This is a genomic window from Chloroflexus sp. (assembly GCF_056331925.1).
Genome location: NZ_JBWGQH010000016.1, coordinates 39,645 through 54,885 on the forward strand (window position 1 = coordinate 39,645; position 15,241 = coordinate 54,885).

Here is a 15,241-nt window from a genome sequence, read left to right on the forward strand (position 1 = left end):
CGTGCTATGCTCGTTAGGCGAGGTATGAGTTGGTGATCAGCGCAATCTGGCGACGATAGTCAAATCCGTTGCCCGCCAGGTTGCCAACTCTTGATGCGGATGGTGCGAATCACTCCCACCCGACACCAGCAAGTGATGACGCTGAGCCGCGGCCAGTAATCGCTCCCGGGTTGCTGCATCGTGCGTTGGGTAATAGACCTCGATGCCATCAAGTCCAACGGCGGCAAGCGCTGCAATATCCTCGTCGGTAGCGGAGATGGCATAGATCCCTTTGTCTCGTCCGGGATGGGCCAGCACCGCTAACCCACCGAGATCATGTGCCACGCCGATAATCTCATCGACGCCAAGTGGACGGTAAGCGGCGGCAAAGTGTGTGAGAATAAAGCGCATACCGGCTTCTTCATCACTTTCGCCGGCGATCCGACCGGGTAAGTCGTTGTGACGTGCTAATGCAAGAGCGACATCGGCAACCGTCGGGGGGCGATCACGGTCGGTTAGGTCCGGCAAACGGAATCCGGCTGCCGATAAATCGCGCAGCAGTTGCGCTGCATCAGCAGCATTGCGATTGACAACCTCCGCACAGAGATCGAGCAGGGCCGGTGCTTCAGGATCGACGCCATAGACCAACGTGTGCCACAACTTGCCGTTGAAAGCACTATCAATCTCTACCCCACTGACCACTTGCACACCGTAATGCATTCCGGCCATTGCCGTCGTGATCACATTGGCTGTCGTATTATGATCGGTCACAGCAATCATCGTTATCCCACGTGCCGCAGCAGCAACGGCCAGTGCAACCGGTGTCCACGTTGCGTGATGGGGGGTCGCATTGGTGTGAATGTGTAAATCGATCATGGTCGCTCCAACGGCAGGTTTGCCGCCTGCCACGCTTCAATACCGCCATCGAGAGCAGCTACCGGCCCATAGCCGAGGTCGCGAAAAATCTGCGCTCCACGCTGACCGGCGGTGGGTCGGCTTGCATCACCATACGTAATGATCAATCCATCTTCCGGCAGGGCAGCGAGCTGTTGATTGAGATCAGGGGAAGCCAAACTGAGCGCACCGGGCAGGTGGCCGGTGGTATATGCCTCTCCGGATCGCATATCGACGAAGATAACGTTCCCATTTTGCCAACGCTGGTAGGCTTCGGTGACCGAGATGGTTGGCGCCGGGGGGCTGTTGCTTAAATCGCCGTGTCCTGCGGCTGTCTCAACAGTAGGAGCGGTAGTAGGGGGTGTTGTCGGTGCTGTTGTCCCGGTACCGGTGATGAAAAAAGCCAACAAACCGGCAAGCACGATAATTCCACCGATGATGGCCGGTAGACGCCATGCCGGTGGCTGAGATGATGATGGTTCAAAATGTTCCATACGTCAAAAGTGGTATTGTCTACATCCTTACCGTATTATAATGCAAGTAGTCTATTCGCCGACGCGCTGCGTCATCTAACAGGAACTGCTTCGTATGATTACGGCTCTCCTTCCCAATCTGTACCAGTTGCGCCTCCCTCTGCCCTTTGCCCTTAACCATGTTAACGTCTATTTGCTCCGAGACAGTCAAGGGTGGACGGTGGTCGACACCGGTCTGCACACCCCGGCTGCCGAAACCGGTTGGCAGACGGCGTTTACCGAATTAGGGATCGCTCCCCATCAGATTCATACCATTGTTCTCACCCATTTTCATCCCGATCACTTCGGTATGGCCGGTTGGCTCCACGAACGCTCTGGCGCACGAGTCCTTCTCGCCCTGCGTGAGATTGCATTGGCCGAGGAGGTATGGATCCACCGCGCCGACCATGATGATCCTAGTTTACGACATTTTCTCCGCCATGGTATGCCGGCCGAGCTGGTGAAACAAGTGGTCGGTGCGATTGCGCGGTTACGTACCGGCACTCGTCCTCATCCTCCGTTGACTCCACTACCGGCCGGTACGTGGCTGACCATGGGCGAGCGGCGCTTTCTCGCCATTCATGCCCCTGGTCACAGCGACGGCCAGCTCATCTTTTATGCTCCCGACGAGCGGCTCGCCTTAGTAGGTGACCAAGTCTTGCAGAAGATCACGCCGCATATTGGCGTATGGCCGGAGAGTGACCCCGATCCGTTACGCAAGTATCTCGCATCGTTGCGGGAATTAGCGGCTCTCAATGTCGATCTGGCCTTGCCCGGTCATGGGAAGACCATTACTGCGTGGCAGGAGCGAATTGCCGAATTGCAACATCACCACCAAAACCGTCTTGAGGCTATGCTCCAGGCAGTACAGGATGGCGCCGAAACGGCATTTACCGTTGCGCAACGGGTCTTCGCTGTCGAGCGCTTCACCCCACACGAAGCCCGTTTTGCGATTGCCGAGACAATTGCCCATCTCGAATTACTGGTTGCAGATGGCATGCTCGAACGCTACGACGACGAGGCATTGGTACGTTACCGGCCGAGAGCATCGTTCGCCAATCTGTAATCTACGTCTGAGCTGCATACTTCCCCACCCATGGTACGCTGCGACTATGCCGAGCTGCACCAGCTTGCGTTGCCGGTTATGGTTAAGGATACAAGGCGTACTATGTATGGGTCGTTGGGTAGCGGAACCAACTCTCTTGCTACTTGTCATACTTTGTAGCATAGCGATTATCAGTCTCATAATCGCTCCGGTGTTGTCAATCGTAGCGCTGGGCGCTGCTGTCTTGCTGTTGCTGTGGGAACGCTATCGTCTTGGGCGGGCGATGCGTGCTCTGGCCAACCGTCTTCAATCCGGCTCCTTAGAAGCCAAACTCGAAGTCGGGGTGGGCGCGTGGGGTGAAGTGTGCCACGCAATGAACCGATTGTTACAGCGATGGCGTGCCGAACAACATCGCCAACGCCTACAACCGTCACAACCGGCTATCCAACAACTCGAAACGCTCACCATCCTTCCACCGGTTGAGGGTAAAGTCACGCCGATTGCGGTGGTCGCGGTGGGCCGGTTAGCATTTACCGATCCATTGGCTGAGCTGCGGGCGCGCACACAGATATTGTCTGAATCGGCAGCCCACCAGCGAGCACTCGTCCAGTGGCACGATGGTGTAGCGCTCCTTATCGTGGGTGTCCTCCTCCCCACACCCGACCCGATTCGCAGTGCGGTTAACGTGATCACCACCATTGTAGCCACCGCCAAGACTGCCGGCTTACCACTACCGCCGTTTGCGCTGAGCAGTGGCAATGGGCGGGTCGCCATTGTTCCCCTGCTCGGTCTTTACGTCACCGGCGACATCATCACCCAAACGGCTCAACTCGTTGTGGAAAGCTCACCGGGAACGCTCGTATGTACTGAAGAAGCCGGTATGCAGCTCCGTAGTATCGCTCTGCTGCCGCTTCCTATTGTTCCAGTCACGACCGCGACATACCGGCGGCGTCCTGCCGCAAGCGATGAGATACTTTCGTAATCCTTGCGTTTTACATCAGCCCGGCGTATAATATTGCTACGTATTACTCCGACCAAGCCCCGTCGAATGGCGCGCCGCCGCTTCTGCGCAGGGATTTTTCATGGAAGAGTTGAAGCATGCCGGGAATAACACAAACAATGAGGACGTTCGCCAACCTGATCTAAACGATCTGATGGAGCGTGGCGATCAGGCACTGATGGAACAGATACTGAGCGATCCGGCCCATGCCTACCGTAACCTCAAACACGGTGACACCGTTGATGGACGGATCATGCGGATTGACCGAGATGAAATCCTGGTTGACATAGGCGCCAAAGCCGAAGGTGTCGTCCCTAGCCGGGAGATGCAGACCCTCAGTGAAGACGATCGAGCTGCGCTCAAAGTTGGCGATACCATCCTCGTTTTCGTTGTCCAATCGGAAGACAAAGAAGGACGTGCGATTTTATCAATCGATAAAGCTCGGCAAGAAAAAAGCTGGCGCGCATTGCAAGAGTATTACGAGCGGGGCGAAATTATCTACGCCCGCGTCAAGAATTACAACAAGGGCGGCCTGTTAGTCGATCTCGATGGTGTGCGCGGGTTTGTCCCTGCGTCGCAGGTGTCGAGTGTTAGCCGTGCTTCGGAGGCGCAAAAGCAATCCGAAATGGCGCGGCTAGTAAATGTTGAGCTGCCGCTGAAAGTGATTGAGATCAACCGCAACCGCAACCGCCTGATCCTGTCCGAGCGGCAGGCGTTGGTCGAAACCCGTGAGACGAAGAAAGACGAGTTGCTCGCATCGTTACAAGAGGGTGATGTGCGCGAAGGAGTGGTCTCGTCGGTCTGCGATTTCGGTGTCTTCGTCGATATCGGCGGCGCTGATGGGTTGGTGCATCTGTCCGAGATCTCGTGGTCGCGCGTCAAACATCCGAGCGAAGTGCTCAAGGTGGGTGATAAAGTCAAAGTGTCCATCTTGAACATTGACCACGAGCGCAAACGGATCGCGCTATCGATCAAGCGGACCCAAAGCGAGCCGTGGACACGGGTGGCCGAACGCTATCAGTTGGGGCAAATTGTCGAAGGGACAGTTACACAACTGGCCTCGTTTGGCGCCTTTGTACGGATTGAAGATGGGGTAGAAGGGCTGATCCACGTTTCAGAAATAGGTGATGAGCGTATTCAGCACCCACGTGACGTGCTAAGCGAGGGTCAAGTTGTGCAGGCACGGATCATCCGCATCGATCCGGCACGGAAGCGGATGGGGTTGAGTCTACGGCTCCAACAAGAGCCGTCGGAGGGCGACGCCGAAACGGAGGAGGCTGGCTAAACGCTACCGTCTTGCGCACGATGGCGCTCTGGCGCACGATGGTTTTATCGGAACACAAGTTGTTCTCCCCGGTCTGTCGAGCCGTGTTAGTCATTTCCTCCAAATCAAGCAGGTGGAGAAGAGTATGTCAGACCTCTACAGTAAATTCACTAAGCGTGCCAAGCAGGTATTGCAGTTAGCGGCCGAAGAGGCGCGTGCGTTCAATCATCCATACATTGGCACTGAGCATATTTTGCTGGGCCTGATTCGTGAAAGCGAAGGGATTGCGGCCCGTGTGCTTGATGAACTCGGGGTGAAGCTGCCGCAGGCACGAAGCGCGGTTGAGTTTATCGTTGGCCCCGGTGAGAGTACGTTGGTTACCGATCAGGAACTGACGGCCCGCGCCCAAAAGGTTATTAAATACGCGATTGAAGAGGCCAATCGCCTGAACCATCACTATATCGGTACCGAGCACTTGTTGCTTGGTCTGGTGCGCAATGGTGAAGGTGTTGCCACCGGCGTGCTCGACATTCTCGGCGTCTCACTCGAACAGGTGCGGAATCAGGTGATGCGCACCTTACGCCACGGGACTGCCGGCGCTACCGGTGAGGCGCGCGTGTCTGCTCCTGGTACACCAACGACGCAGCGCCAGTCGAAGACGCCGTACCTTGATGCACTTGGCACCGATCTGACTGAGATGGCCGAGCAGGGACGGCTCGATCCGATTATTGGGCGCCAACATGAAATTGAGCGCGTAATCCAGATTCTCTCACGCCGTACCAAGAATAACCCGGCCCTGATCGGTGAACCTGGTGTTGGGAAGACGGCGATTGTTGAGGGTTTGGCCCAGCGTATCGTGCAGGGTGATGTGCCCGATAGCATCAAAGGTAAACGGGTGGTGACGCTCGATATGGGTGCGCTGGTCGCCGGTACCAAGTATCGTGGCCAGTTTGAAGAGCGTCTCAAGCGTGTGATTGATGAAATTAAAGAGTCACGCTGCATCCTTTTTATCGACGAGTTCCACACGATTATCGGTGCCGGTGGCGCCGAAGGGACGCTCGATGCGGCCAATATCCTCAAGCCGGCTCTCTCGCGCGGTGAGTTGCAAACGATCGGTGCGACGACGCTCGATGAATATCGCAAGTATATCGAGCGTGACGCAGCCCTCGAACGCCGTTTCCAGCCGGTGATGGTCGATGAGCCGTCGATTGAGGATACTATCCAGATTTTGCGCGGGATTAAGTCGCGCTACGAGGATTTCCATCAGTTGCAGATTAGCGATGAGGCTATTCGGGCGGCAGCAGTGCTCTCGGCTCGCTATGTGCCCGACCGCCAGTTGCCGGATAAAGCGATTGACCTTATCGATGAGGCTGCTTCACGAGTGCGGATGTATCGTTCGGCGACGCCGCCACGCTTGCGTGATGCGCTGCGTGGGTTGGAGGCACTGCGGAAGGAACGTGAGGCTGCCCTCGAAGATCATCAGTACGAGCTGGCCGAAAATCTGCGTGAGCGTGAAGAGCGGATGCTCAGCCGTATCCAAGAGATTGAGGCCGAGCTGGGGACGCGCGGCAATGAGCGCTACGACCGGCCTTATGTGACCGAAGAGGATATTGCTGAGGTGGTTGGGATGTGGACGGGTGTGCCCGTTACCCGTCTCACCGGTAACGAGACGCAGCGCCTGATGCATATGGAGGAGTTCCTCCACAGTCGGATTGTTGGTCAGCACGAGGCGATTGTCACTATCTCGAAGGCAGTGCGCCGTGCCCGCGCCGGTTTGAAGGACCCCAAGCGACCTATTGGGAGCTTTATCTTCCTCGGCCCCACCGGCGTCGGGAAGACCGAGCTGGCCAAGGCGCTGGCCGAGTTTATGTTCGGTACCGAAGAGGCGCTGATCAAGATCGATATGTCGGAGTTCCAAGAGCGCCATACCACCTCGCGGTTGGTTGGTTCGCCGCCCGGCTATATCGGTTACGGTGAGGGTGGTCAGTTGACCGATGCGGTGCGTCGCAAGCCCTATAGCGTGGTGCTGTTCGACGAGATCGAGAAGGCCCATCCCGATGCTTTCAACCTCTTGTTGCAAGTGCTCGAAGATGGTCATCTGACCGATGGCAAGGGCCGACGGGTTGATTTCCGCAATACGATCATCATTATGACCAGTAACGTCGGTACCGAGCACATCCGACGAGCGTCACGGATTGGGTTTGGTGGGAACGCGGCGGAGATCGATCAGGCCGATATGCGGCGTAAGGTTGATGAAGCGTTGCGGATGCTCTTCCGACCGGAGTTCCTCAATCGAATCGACGCTACGATCATCTTCCATCCGCTCACGACAGAGGAGATTCAGTCGATCACTCAACTGATGCTTAAGCGGGTGCAGACCCAGCTCGATGAGCACCAGATCAAGTTGGTCGTGCAGCCCGATGCGCTCGAATACCTCGCTCGCCGTGGCTATGACCCGGCCTTCGGTGCGCGCCCGTTGCGGCGAGTGATTACCAACCTGATCGAAGACCCACTGGCCGAAGGGTTGCTCTCCGGTCAGTTCCAAGATGGGGATACGGTGATTGTCGATGTCTATGAGGATCAGTTGCGCCTTCGCTCACAACGCGAGATCGATCAGGAGAAGACGGAAGAAAGCCCGGCGCTGGCATAAGTCCATAATGAGCGGTGGGTCACCGACCCGCCGCTCTGTTGACACATCCGTTGGGCGATAACCTACCGTTTGTTGCCGATTAACGCTCCTAACAGTGCCGCTCTGCCTACCATCCCCACTAATCGTCCTTGGTCATCAACCACCGGCAGCCGCTTGATCCGGTGAGCAATCATCTGCTCGATGGCAGCAGTAATCGGCGTGTCCGGCGTGACGGTGATGACCGGACTCGTCATCACGTTAGCCGCCGTCTGATTCTGGAGGGCCAACGCCAATTCCGGCGAGCGCGCACCACCGCCGATCCACATGGCAAACCGTTGCAGCAATCCCGGTGATACCGGGCGCATCGCTCGCCGTAAAATGTCGCCGTCGCTCACGATTCCGATCACACGCCGATCTTGATCGATAACAACTGCTCGTCGCCGTGGCGTCGAGAGTATCCGATCAAGCGTCTCGCTCAGTGACGTGTCCGGCGTTACCACCGGAACATCGCGAGCCATCACCTCGCCAACCGTTGTTGCCGTGACAAGCTCTGCCGGCAGCGTCTCACGACTGATCGCAAAATTGTTCGCCACCGTCTGCAACAGATCCGACCGACTAACAATACCTACCAATCGCCCCTCGTTATCAACCACCGGCAGCCGTTTGTGGTCATTCTTGGTCATAACCAATGCCGCCTGTGCTAATGAGGCAGTTGCAGGGATTGTGATCGGGTTTGGTGTCATAACCTCACCGATCCGTTCGGGTCGAGATGCGGCTGCCGCTAGTTGGGCTGCCCGATCATTATTCGGCAGGAGTTGCTGCAAGTGAAGTGGTAACTGAATCACACCCCGTTGGAGAAGATCGGCATCGGTAACAATCCCCACTACCTTGCGATCAGTATCGATTACCGGCATCGCGCGTAACCCACGTTCGATCAACAGGCGCACCACCTCACCTACAGGTGTGTCGACCGTCACCGACACTACGTCATGGGTCATTACGTCGGCAACGGTCAGGTGTGCCGGTAATACTCCACCGGCTCGCCGACCCACTTTCACCACCTGCACCGGCGAGAGCACGATCAAACCCTCTTGCACCAGTTCGCTCAGTTTTGGCAATAATCGTTGCAACCGATCACTGCGGTCGATACACGTAATCACCAACGGTAACCGACTGGGAATGTCCACCAACAGATCACTGTGAAACACACCGTGGGTGCCATAGCCGCCTACACCGCGCAGAACAGTGACGCCGGGCGCACCGGCAGCGCGTAGCGTTTCGACAATGCGCGTCACAATTGTGCGCCCCTCCAAACTGTCACCTTCATCAATATAAATCCAAAGTTGTTGGGTCATGGCCTGTTCCATCGGTGACCTCCTCATTACAAACGAACCTTGACCCATCTATCTATCCGCCGATCCAGCGCCCTAATCCGATACCGATAATTACCGCAATGAGGCCACCAATGACACTTCCGCCAACATAGCTGAGCGCCGCCAGCCAGTTCCCACTATTAAGGAGTGTCACACTCTCGTAGCCGAAGGTTGAGAAGGTAGTGAAACCACCGAGTAAACCCGTCACCAGCATTAGTCGTATCGGTTCGCTGAGTGTCAGCCGGTTAGCGGCCAGCGTCAGCAATAATCCAATGAGTAAACAGCCTAACAGATTGATGATAAAGGTGCCATACGGCCATGTTGTACCGAGGCGTTGAGCTGCCCACAGACCAATGCCATAGCGGAGATTAGCACCAATCGCCGCTCCGAGGGCAATCGCTAGCACATTGCTCATCATCGGTTGTTCGTTCTTTCAGTAACATCGAACCCAACAAAAGCTAATAGTATTGTACAACAATGAGGACTGATGAGAATGGGGTATCGCGCGGAAGGTTCTATGTGGTGGCGTATGCGTAACAACGACTCCCTTCGCCGGCTACGGCGAAGGGAGTCGGCGGAACAATACGCTTTTTGCCTAGGCCCGCACCTCTTGGCGTTGGAAGAGGATGTATCCGATGGCAAACAACACAATTGTGGCTGCGATCAGGCCGGTGGCGTGCGGCCACGTCAGTAGAATACTCTGTGAGGCAGGGAGGGGTGTACCGGCGATTGCATTGTGCAACTGGATCGGTAAGACAATCCCAAGCGCGCGGACGCCTGGGTTCAGCATTGCCAGTGCCACCTCGGAGAAGAGGGTGTTCGGCGACAGCCGGGTCAGCATGAGTTCAAGCTGAATCTGGTTGATCAGGGCCTGCGTGTCACCCGGTGGAACCGGTTGGAGCGTGCGGGCTAGTAAGCTGGCAATAATGCCCCAGAAGACGGTGAAAAAGAGCCAGACGGCTATCGCGCCTAGCGCAGCCGTGGCCGGTTGGCGAAAGATGATCGAGAACAGCATTGCCAGCGCCAACCAAATCCCACCGTAGAAGATGGTGATCAGCAGGAACCAGAGCATGCGAACCGTCTCTTCACTGCTGGGGGGAACCCCCAATTGCAATAGGCCCATCCCAATGATGAGCAGCCAGATCGCGGTGAGGACTAAGGCCAACGTGCCGAGTCCGGCTAAGAACTTCCCTAACAACAAAGCATCGCGGTAGATCGGCTGGGCGAGTACTTTCGAGAGGGTGCGTTGATTAAACTCGCCATTGATCGAATCGAATGCCAACGCAATCGCTAATAGTGGCACCAGCAAGCCAAGAAACCCAACGAACGCCGGCAGTGGATCGCGAGCCGTGGTAAAGAGACGCAAGAAGAGAAAGGTATCGTTACTACTGACCCCGGCGCGCAGATTCTGCGAGGCGGCAAAGACGGTACCGAAGGCTGTCAGTAAGATCAACGCCTCGAGAATCATCATGCGAGCGCTCGTCAGGTAATCGGCCATTTCTTTCGCCACCACCGCCCACAGCCCTGTCCATGGCGACCCTTCGCGTTGGCGGGTGGTCGTTAGGCTACGCGCTTGCTGCATAGGCAGCTCCTTTCTGGAAGTAGCGAGTATAAACCTCATCGAGGCCGGGTGTATCAACGCTCAGGCCGAGCAGACGGCCACCGGCTTCGATGACTTTGCGAGCAATCTCGGCCCGCACGTCGGTGCGTGCTTCGACATGGTAGAAGTGGGTGCCGTTAGCCGAAACGTTCAGGACATCGGGTAGCGACCGCAAGGCAGCAGCGACAGCGTCACCACCCTCTGCTTCAACGTGAATCCGGTACGCACCGCCGAGGACGCGCTGGGCCAATTCGCTGACAGTGCCTTCGAGCACCATCCGTCCTTTGTGGAACAGGCCGACACGGTCGCATATCGCCTGAACCTGCTGCAACAGGTGTGACGAGAGTAAGATGGTGATGCCGCTCGCCTTAAGCTGACGGATCAGATCGAGAAATTCGCGCACGGCCTCTGGGTCAAGCGCTAGTGTTGGCTCGTCCATAATAATTAACTGCGGTTGCTTGATCAACACCTCGGCTACACCAAGACGCTGACGCATACCGCGCGAAAACGTCTTGACCCGCCGGTCAGCGACATGACTCAGTCCGACCTGCTCAAGCGCAGCGGCAATCCGCTTGCTCATATCCGGCTCGCGAAAACCGTTCAGCTTGGCGATGTAGTTCAAGTTTTCCCGTGCTGTCAGATTGTCATAAAAACCAACCTGATCGGGCAAATACCCAACCCGTGCCTTGACACTGAGCGGCTGACGGGCCGGGTCAAGCCCAAGCACGCGCACACTACCGCTCGTCGGCTCGGTGAGACCGAGCAACATTAAGATGGTGGTCGTCTTACCGGCACCGTTTGGACCCAACAGACCGAAAATTTCGCCTTTGCGCACGGTCATGTTCAGATGATCGACGGCGGTAAACGTACCGTATTGCTTCGTCAAATCATGGCATTCAATCACCACGTCGGTCATAGGTGTACTCCTGTTATTGTCTGTCGGTGGTGATGCACATCTGGGCGACGCATGGCGGTGCGTCGCCCTATGGAACGATAAGTTTACCGGCGACCAAATCGCATGACCGCCATACCTACGCCCACCACAGCGATTGCGATCAATGCGATTCCCACCAGACCCCAAATGGTCGAGGTCAGCACGGTGAAACGGAACTCACTGGTGGCAACCGCCGCATCGGTAGGACGTGCAGTGAAGGTTACGAGATAATCACCGGCGATAGCCTGATTCGACGGCTGAACCTTTGCGCTCACTTCAATCTGCTGACCATTGGCCAATTCAGGAATCTGTTTCGGCTCAAACTCAACCGTCCAACCCACGGGTGGTGAGGCGCTTAGTTCAATAGTGCGGGCTGGTGCGCTACCGGTGTTGCGCACGATAAGCTTCACTTCAGTCTGTTCACCGATCCGGGCTTCACCCGACAAGCGGCCATCGGGAGTGGTGAGCAGTAGTTGGGGTTGGCCGGTAATATCGGCGACAAGGCGGGTAGTAGCCTGCAAATCGTTGCCACGTGCGAGAATGCCGATTTCATAGGTACCGGCGGGCACATCACTGAACGGCTGTACCTCAACACTCAAGCTCTTCGACTCGTTGGGGCCGAATGGCACGCTAGTAATGCTCTGCCCTGATAACTTGAAATCGACTTGAAACCCACGCGGTGCTTCGGCCAGTAAGCTCACCGGTACCTCTTCACTACTCTCGTTCTTGAGGGTGACGTTATAGCGGAACGTGGTCGAGGGTGAGCCGCGGAGGGTGGGGAGATCAACTTTGAACGATAATCCACCCGGATTGGTACTCTTCTCTTTGAGAGTCAGAGCAATCGGAAGGGCGACCTCTTGACTTACACCGCTTGCTACCGCGACCATGCGGTACGAGCCAGCCTTTACATCAGCCGGAGGCTCGATCCGCAAGTCGAACGTGGCGTTATTGTTGGGTTCAACGTATGCCGAAGAAATGACCCGCCCATCACCACGGAAGGTGACATTCCAACCTTGTGGTACTTCTCGCAAACCGAGCTGGACGATCTGGGGGGTTGTATCGGTACCGAGGGTTAGTTTGAAGGTGATGATGTCACCAATGGTGGCTTCTTGGGCAGGGTAGCGGGTGTAAAAGAAGAGGTTGCGTTGGTTTTCTTGCGCTGATGCCGGTGTGAATCCTACCATTATTAATAGTACGAGCACGAGTATACTGATGGTGCGAATGGCACGCATCGTCTACCTCCCTTTCCTTTGTGATGACTGAGTAGCCGGTCGCGGAGATCCGCTCAATTCCGAGAAAATAGACCTTGTTGATTAGAAGAGGATTAGTATTGTGTTAGTAATGTCTATGAAAGTTCTTAATGGATATTCCTATCATGGTGCTACGAGGCCAATTCTACAACCGAAATCGAGAACACGTCGATGGTGATGCGAATGGAAATTATCACACAATGATCTGATGTCACCAGGTAACAAAATCTGTTATGCTATCAATAATGTGGACGAATGCTAGATACGTCAGTAACCATGCTACATGGACTTCGTGAATTTGCCCTCACCGGCGCCTATAACCTCTTCCTTCACCTACGCCGGGTAGTGCAGTTAATCCTGCGCCCACGTGCGCTTGGGGTGCGGGTGATCGTGCAACATGGTGACGAGTTCTTGTTAGTACGTCATCGCGGGGGGAAAAAACCGTGGGGTTTACCCGGTGGTGCGATTGACCGTGGCGAAGCGCCGGCAGAAGCCGCTCGTCGTGAGGCGTTTGAGGAAAGTGGCTGTTCGGTGACGATTACCGGTTTACACGGCGTTTTTCACTATTTTGCCCATGGGCTGAGTGACTACATTATCGTCTTCACGGCGATAGCCGATAGTCCACCGTCACCACCCCGCGGTGACATCGAAATCTGTGATGCCCAATGGTTTCACATTGACTGTCTCCCGACCGGTATTGAGGCTGGGAGTATGCGTCGAATTATGGAAGTGCGTCGTGGTGAGCATCATCTCTATCGGGCGTGGTAAGTAAGCAACACCCGTCAATCTCTTCATCAATCCTGATAGTTCGCTGAGTGGACTGTGACGCGATTATGTACATTTGTGATTGAGGTCAACTATGCCTTACACGCCAATTCTCGCTACCCTTGGTTACGTTCTCTCGCCCGATCGCCAATCGGTGCTGATGGTGCATCGTAATGCGCGACCCGATGATCAACATTTGGGCAAGTATAATGGTCTCGGCGGTAAACTGGAACGTGACGAAGAGATTGTTGCCGGGATACAGCGCGAATTGCGCGAAGAGGCCGGCATTACTGCGCTCGAACTCACCTTGCGCGGGACGGTGAGTTGGCCCGGTTTTGGTAAGAACGGCGAAGACTGGTTTGCGTTCATCTTCTTAATCACCCGTTTTGAAGGCGAGCCGCCGGCACGTAATGTCGAAGGAACCCTTGAGTGGGTACCGTTGGTACGGATCACGGATCTGCCACTCTGGCCCGGCGACCGTTACTTTCTCCCGCTCGTATTCGACAATGATCCGCGTCCATTCCACGGCGTGATGCCCTACGCCAACGGCCAACCGGTAGGGTGGCGCTACAGCCGTGTACGTGGATCGTGACGATTGTCGGCGGACATACCATCCAACACCGTGGTATAATTGCCTCTACAGCACGAACCGCTGCGCGCTTGCGCATTGAATATTGGTAGAAAACCATGCTTGACATCAAACTCATCCGCGAGCAGCCTGATGAAGTAAAGCGCCAATTGGCTCGCTGTGGTGTTGACGGGGCAATCATCGATCAGGTGCTAGCCTTCGATGAGCAACGGCGTCGTCTGATTTACGAAGTTGAAACGCGCAAAGCAGAGCGGAATGCGGTCTCGAAGCAGATTGGTGCAATGAAAGATCAAGCCGAGCGACAGGCGAAGATTGAGGCAATGCGCCGATTGGGTGATGAGATCGCTGAACTCGATCGCCAACTCGCCGCCGTTGAAGAGCAGCAACGGGCAGCAATGTTGCAGATTCGCAACCTCCCGCATCCTGATGTCCCCGATGGCGTTGATGAGCACGATAACGTGGTTGTCTATCAAGAGGGAGAAGAGCGTCAACTGCCGTTTCCTGCTCGCCCACACTGGGAGCTTGGTGAAGCGTTGGGTATTCTCGACTTCGAGCGGGGCGTCAAGTTGGCCGGATCGCGGTTTTATGTGATGCGTGATGCCGGTGCGCGGCTGCAACGTGCGGTGATCCAGTGGCTGCTCGATCTCCATTTGCAGCAGGGTTACCAAGAGGTCTATACACCGTTTGTGGTGAAAGAGTCGGTGTTGTTGGCTTCGGGACAGTTACCAAAGTTCCGTGATAATCTCTACCGCGATGAGGAGTCGGGTTTGTGGCTGGTGCCGACGGCGGAAGTGCCGCTGACCAGTCTCTACGCCGACGAGATTCTGGAGGCGAGTCAGTTGCCGATCTACCACGCCGCTTATACGCCTTGTTTTCGGAAAGAACAGTTGAGTGCCGGGCGTGATGTGCGGGGGATCAAGCGCGGTCACCAATTTGATAAGGTTGAGATGTACATGTTTGTGAAGCCGGAAGAGAGTTATCAGGCGCTCGAGAAGTTGCGGCGTGATGCCGAAGAGTGTACGCGCTTGCTCGGTTTGCCGTTTCGCACTAAGCTGCTCTGTACGGCTGATCTCGGGTTTGGTTCAACTAAGACCTACGATATTGAGGTATGGGCACCGGGCGTGGGGGAGTGGCTTGAAGTCAGCTCATGCTCTAACGTCGAAGCGTTTCAGGCTCGCCGTGCCAATATACGCTACCGGCCCGAACCGGGTGCTAGGCCAGAGTTTGTCCATACGCTGAATGGATCAGGCCTTGGATTACCGCGCACAATTATCGCGATTATGGAGAATTATCAGCAGGAAGACGGCAGTATTCTGATTCCTGAGGTGTTGCGCCCGTATATGGGTGGGATGGAACGGATTGGACCTTAAAAATGCAAAGGCGCGAAGATGTAATAGGTGGTACACT

The 15,241-nt window shown here is 55.8% G+C and carries 14 protein-coding genes; 7 read left to right on the forward strand and 7 right to left on the reverse strand.

Going from position 1 to position 15,241, the window contains the following annotated elements; translation table 11 throughout:
* Window positions 1-36: 36 nt before the first annotated feature.
* Both AC01ZF_RS09925 and AC01ZF_RS09930 read right to left on the reverse strand, forming a co-directional pair.
* Window positions 37-855 (reverse strand): PHP domain-containing protein, encoded by an 819-nt coding sequence (locus AC01ZF_RS09925; RefSeq protein ID WP_424676458.1) that lies wholly within the window; start codon window positions 853-855, stop codon window positions 37-39.
* A complete protein-coding gene (locus tag AC01ZF_RS09930) occupies window positions 852-1,367 on the reverse strand; it encodes a rhodanese-like domain-containing protein (protein WP_424676459.1) in 516 nt (171 codons plus the stop codon). The genes AC01ZF_RS09925 and AC01ZF_RS09930 overlap by 4 nt, the downstream gene beginning before the upstream one ends.
* A gap of 94 nt (window positions 1,368-1,461) precedes the next feature.
* Here AC01ZF_RS09930 and AC01ZF_RS09935 point away from each other — a divergent pair, with 94 nt between their 5' ends.
* From AC01ZF_RS09935 to AC01ZF_RS09950, 4 genes are all read left to right on the forward strand, one after another.
* On the forward strand, window positions 1,462-2,451 hold the full coding sequence (locus AC01ZF_RS09935; RefSeq protein WP_428132270.1) for an MBL fold metallo-hydrolase: 990 nt from the start codon (window positions 1,462-1,464) through the stop codon (window positions 2,449-2,451).
* 106 nt (window positions 2,452-2,557) lie between these two features.
* On the forward strand, window positions 2,558-3,412 hold the full coding sequence (locus AC01ZF_RS09940; protein WP_424676461.1) for a DUF3329 domain-containing protein: 855 nt from the start codon (window positions 2,558-2,560) through the stop codon (window positions 3,410-3,412).
* Between the two features lie 100 nt (window positions 3,413-3,512).
* Window positions 3,513-4,715 carry a 30S ribosomal protein S1 gene (gene rpsA / locus AC01ZF_RS09945; RefSeq protein WP_424676462.1) on the forward strand — a complete coding sequence of 401 codons (1,203 nt, stop codon included), beginning with the start codon at window positions 3,513-3,515 and terminating at the stop codon, window positions 4,713-4,715.
* A 124-nt stretch (window positions 4,716-4,839) separates the two neighbouring features.
* Window positions 4,840-7,344, forward strand: a complete 2,505-nt coding sequence (locus AC01ZF_RS09950) for an ATP-dependent Clp protease ATP-binding subunit (RefSeq protein WP_424676463.1) — start codon at window positions 4,840-4,842, stop codon at window positions 7,342-7,344.
* 62 nt (window positions 7,345-7,406) lie between these two features.
* Here the strand turns inward: AC01ZF_RS09950 and AC01ZF_RS09955 are convergent, their stop codons facing one another.
* The 5 genes from AC01ZF_RS09955 to AC01ZF_RS09975 all read right to left on the reverse strand — a co-directional run bounded on the left by AC01ZF_RS09955 (window position 7,407) and on the right by AC01ZF_RS09975 (window position 12,462).
* On the reverse strand, window positions 7,407-8,690 hold the full coding sequence (locus AC01ZF_RS09955) for a DUF190 domain-containing protein (protein ID WP_424676464.1): 1,284 nt from the start codon (window positions 8,688-8,690) through the stop codon (window positions 7,407-7,409).
* 40 nt (window positions 8,691-8,730) lie between these two features.
* Complete coding sequence (gene crcB / locus AC01ZF_RS09960; RefSeq protein ID WP_424676474.1) at window positions 8,731-9,111, reverse strand: fluoride efflux transporter CrcB; 381 nt, start codon at window positions 9,109-9,111, stop codon at window positions 8,731-8,733.
* A gap of 180 nt (window positions 9,112-9,291) precedes the next feature.
* Window positions 9,292-10,278 carry an ABC transporter permease gene (locus AC01ZF_RS09965; protein WP_424676465.1) on the reverse strand — a complete coding sequence of 329 codons (987 nt, stop codon included), beginning with the start codon at window positions 10,276-10,278 and terminating at the stop codon, window positions 9,292-9,294.
* A complete protein-coding gene (locus tag AC01ZF_RS09970) occupies window positions 10,262-11,212 on the reverse strand; it encodes an ABC transporter ATP-binding protein (protein WP_424676466.1) in 951 nt (316 codons plus the stop codon). The genes AC01ZF_RS09965 and AC01ZF_RS09970 overlap by 17 nt, the downstream gene beginning before the upstream one ends.
* Before the next feature lie 83 nt (window positions 11,213-11,295).
* Complete coding sequence (locus tag AC01ZF_RS09975; protein WP_476575331.1) at window positions 11,296-12,462, reverse strand: NEW3 domain-containing protein; 1,167 nt, start codon at window positions 12,460-12,462, stop codon at window positions 11,296-11,298.
* Between the two features lie 294 nt (window positions 12,463-12,756).
* Here AC01ZF_RS09975 and AC01ZF_RS09980 point away from each other — a divergent pair, with 294 nt between their 5' ends.
* The 3 genes from AC01ZF_RS09980 (at window position 12,757) to serS (ending at window position 15,204) form a co-directional block, all read left to right on the forward strand.
* Window positions 12,757-13,248 (forward strand): NUDIX domain-containing protein, encoded by a 492-nt coding sequence (locus tag AC01ZF_RS09980; protein WP_424676468.1) that lies wholly within the window; start codon window positions 12,757-12,759, stop codon window positions 13,246-13,248.
* Window positions 13,249-13,339: 91 nt separating this feature from the next.
* Window positions 13,340-13,837: an NUDIX hydrolase gene (locus tag AC01ZF_RS09985; protein WP_428111791.1), complete on the forward strand. Its 498-nt coding sequence runs from the start codon at window positions 13,340-13,342 to the stop codon at window positions 13,835-13,837.
* Window positions 13,838-13,932: 95 nt separating this feature from the next.
* Window positions 13,933-15,204 carry a serine--tRNA ligase gene (serS, locus tag AC01ZF_RS09990; protein ID WP_424676470.1) on the forward strand — a complete coding sequence of 424 codons (1,272 nt, stop codon included), beginning with the start codon at window positions 13,933-13,935 and terminating at the stop codon, window positions 15,202-15,204.
* Window positions 15,205-15,241: the final 37 nt, after the last annotated feature.

Bases quoted from the DNA above. Each gene is read 5' to 3' on its own strand.
- AC01ZF_RS09940 (WP_424676461.1), top strand. From the start codon at position 2,558: ATGGGTCGTTGGGTAGCGGAACCAACTCTCTTGCTACTTGTCATACTT.
- AC01ZF_RS09925 (WP_424676458.1), bottom strand. From the start codon at position 855: ATGATCGATTTACACATTCACACCAATGCGACCCCCCATCACGCAACG.
- serS (WP_424676470.1), top strand. From the start codon at position 13,933: ATGCTTGACATCAAACTCATCCGCGAGCAGCCTGATGAAGTAAAGCGC.
- AC01ZF_RS09950 (WP_424676463.1), top strand. From the start codon at position 4,840: ATGTCAGACCTCTACAGTAAATTCACTAAGCGTGCCAAGCAGGTATTG.
- AC01ZF_RS09975 (WP_476575331.1), bottom strand. From the start codon at position 12,462: ATGCGTGCCATTCGCACCATCAGTATACTCGTGCTCGTACTATTAATA.
- AC01ZF_RS09955 (WP_424676464.1), bottom strand. From the start codon at position 8,690: ATGGAACAGGCCATGACCCAACAACTTTGGATTTATATTGATGAAGGT.
- crcB (WP_424676474.1), bottom strand. From the start codon at position 9,111: ATGAGCAATGTGCTAGCGATTGCCCTCGGAGCGGCGATTGGTGCTAAT.
- AC01ZF_RS09985 (WP_428111791.1), top strand. From the start codon at position 13,340: ATGCCTTACACGCCAATTCTCGCTACCCTTGGTTACGTTCTCTCGCCC.
- AC01ZF_RS09930 (WP_424676459.1), bottom strand. From the start codon at position 1,367: ATGGAACATTTTGAACCATCATCATCTCAGCCACCGGCATGGCGTCTA.
- AC01ZF_RS09980 (WP_424676468.1), top strand. From the start codon at position 12,757: ATGCTACATGGACTTCGTGAATTTGCCCTCACCGGCGCCTATAACCTC.
- AC01ZF_RS09935 (WP_428132270.1), top strand. From the start codon at position 1,462: ATGATTACGGCTCTCCTTCCCAATCTGTACCAGTTGCGCCTCCCTCTG.
- AC01ZF_RS09965 (WP_424676465.1), bottom strand. From the start codon at position 10,278: ATGCAGCAAGCGCGTAGCCTAACGACCACCCGCCAACGCGAAGGGTCG.
- rpsA (WP_424676462.1), top strand. From the start codon at position 3,513: ATGGAAGAGTTGAAGCATGCCGGGAATAACACAAACAATGAGGACGTT.
- AC01ZF_RS09970 (WP_424676466.1), bottom strand. From the start codon at position 11,212: ATGACCGACGTGGTGATTGAATGCCATGATTTGACGAAGCAATACGGT.